The sequence below is a fragment of the Arsenophonus sp. ENCA genome, from assembly GCF_002287155.1.
In the GTDB taxonomy this organism is placed as follows: domain Bacteria; phylum Pseudomonadota; class Gammaproteobacteria; order Enterobacterales; family Enterobacteriaceae; genus Arsenophonus; species Arsenophonus nilaparvatae.
Genome location: NZ_NHNG01000445.1, coordinates 1 through 2,235 on the forward strand (window position 1 = coordinate 1; position 2,235 = coordinate 2,235).

The following is a 2,235-nucleotide window of genomic DNA, read 5'->3' on the forward strand; positions in this document are numbered from 1 at the left end:
GGCTGACAAAAATACATCCCAAATCTAAACGCGCCAGATTTTCAAGTGCTCTGAGCGAACTATGCCCTTTCATGATCCCATAAAGCAAAATTCCCATCATTGAACGAGGAGAATACGGCGCTCTACCTGTTGAAGAATAACAGCGTTCGAAAGGTACCCAGTCTTGTTCATCCAAAATCTCTGTGACAATAAATGCCCTACGTTCACCAATTTGCTTGAGATAATCGCAAAGGGAAACAGAACCCTCCAAGATAGGTAGATTTTGCGCTTTGACAAACTTACGTTTGGTGTGAGAAGGCGATTCCAGTTTGCGAGTAAATACGGTCATAAAAGATCTGCGTTTAAAACGAATAAAGCAAATTTTAATCGATAACATGAGCTTTTGCGACAGCCTCTTAGGGGGCGGGAGCGCAGAAATACGCTCTTGCTACCCGACCACATCGGTATAGGGTACGTCTTTAGTGACAGAAAAAGGTCTGCGTAAGTTTTCATATTTTCGCTTAAGTTCGTCATAGTTTTTCATCAGTTCACCGTAATAATGCTGAAGTTCGTCGTGTGTGAAACTCAGTTGATGGTGACTTTTGGAGAGAGACGACGCTAATTTTTTCTCTGCTGCTTTTTGCAAAAATAATTGCTGCAATTTTTCGTATTGTGATTTGTTGGGAAGTTGCCATTGGGAATATGACAACCAATGGCGATGCACGTAGCTTCCCATATACTTTTCTATTTCTTTACTCTTGATATTGAGTTGATTTTTTGCGGTGATGAAATATTCAATCAGTGGAGCGAACACTTCTCTTTTTAACTCAGTATATTTCAATGCATATCCAGCGTCATTTTTTACTCTACCCTCTGCCCCGTACTGCTCTGCAAACAATATTCGCTCGGTGCTGGGGGAAAATGAGCGGAGCATATCTTTCTTCTGTCGCCGCCACGGGCCAAACGGTTTAGCCCAAACAATGTGATTTAACACCCTCATGTGATTTCTTAGCATGATTTCAGTATCAGCGGCCAATGCTGCGCTACAAAACAGATAGAGACTGCCGTTTGGTTTTAATATCCGCTGGAATTCAACAAGGTAATCATTTAACCACGCTAGATATTGTTCGGTTGTTTTCCACTGTCTATCCCATGCACAGAATTTAACACGGTAGTAGGGTGGGTCACTCAGTATCAAGTTGATGGAATTGTCTGGTAGTGTTTTAACATATGGCAAAGCGTCGCCGTTAACCAATATCGGCTGGTTTGAAAAAGTCATAGTTGTTACCTTGGGTTTTAAATGTGATTGACCTTGTTGGTGTATTAATGATTTTTTCAGACAGCGACGATTTAACAATATTCATCAATCATGACGACACACTTGCCGCCTTTTACACCACCGTTGTTATCCATCTTCTCAACGGTCATCACGCGGACTTGACTATCGTCGTTCCAAACTTTCGCGCCAGTTAAAGAATCGAGCACACCTTTGGAATAATTATCCACGTCACGTTTTATTTTGTTGGGGAGGTATAGCTTCATCGATACAGATACCTCACCATGAAATTTTTCATGACCGGCTTTCTCACGCAGTTCATCAATGATTTTTATCGTTTTTGCTTTGAAGGCTTTGGCTTTATCACTTAAGTAGGGACGTTTTGAGTTATGTCGCCAATAGGTATTAACGCTAGGCGGGAAAGGGAGTTCGATAATCATATTGAGTCCATGCCAACGTGATGTATTTCGCGGTTAGTTTTTAAACCACAGTAGGATTTTTGTATAACGGGGAATTCCAGACTTTGTTAATCATGCAACGTGGGGTAGGTGGGTTATTTCGGTTTTCTAGCAATTTAAAAGCGACATCCCACAGTTTTTTATCGGTATTCAGCGTTTTCTCAACATGATAGCCTTTCTCCGTATATTAAGCGTGTTGCTTAATAGTGAAATAAGGGTGTTTCGGTGATTGAAGTAAATTTTACGCTGTTCTGAGATGGAAATTCCAAAGACCTGCGCTAAGGAGTAAGAAGGTATCATCAATAAAGGGTCTACGATTCCGTAAAATTTGGGTCATGCAACCGAGGCGCTTGATACCCGCGATGGCGTGTTCAACTGTAATACGGATGCCCGAGATTATTTTATTTTCTTGTTTTTGTTCAGGCGATAAAGGTCTTTTTCGAGTTCCTTTTTTTGGGATTTGTGTATTAGGATGCTGTTTATCTATACCTTGAAAACCGGTATCTGCCCAGATGGTTACCT

The 2,235-nt window shown here is 41.1% G+C and carries 4 protein-coding genes; all 4 read right to left on the minus strand.

The features are described 5' to 3' along the window. Positions 1-376: hypothetical protein (locus CBG25_RS11545; protein WP_290603693.1), on the minus strand; the 376-nt coding region annotated here is incomplete at its 3' end. A 51-nt stretch (positions 377-427) separates the two neighbouring features. Continuing rightward, positions 428-1,258, minus strand: a complete 831-nt coding sequence (locus CBG25_RS11550; RefSeq protein WP_290606762.1) for a DNA methyltransferase — start codon at positions 1,256-1,258, stop codon at positions 428-430. 71 nt (positions 1,259-1,329) lie between these two features. Further along, entirely contained in the window at positions 1,330-1,695 is a 366-nt protein-coding gene (locus CBG25_RS11555; protein WP_290606764.1) for a RusA family crossover junction endodeoxyribonuclease, read from the minus strand. A gap of 259 nt (positions 1,696-1,954) precedes the next feature. After that, a partial coding sequence (locus CBG25_RS11560; RefSeq protein WP_290603775.1) for a transposase family protein occupies positions 1,955-2,235 on the minus strand: 281 nt, incomplete at its 5' end.

Bases quoted from the DNA above. Each gene is read 5' to 3' on its own strand.
- CBG25_RS11555 (WP_290606764.1), bottom strand. From the start codon at position 1,695: ATGATTATCGAACTCCCTTTCCCGCCTAGCGTTAATACCTATTGGCGA.
- CBG25_RS11550 (WP_290606762.1), bottom strand. From the start codon at position 1,258: ATGACTTTTTCAAACCAGCCGATATTGGTTAACGGCGACGCTTTGCCA.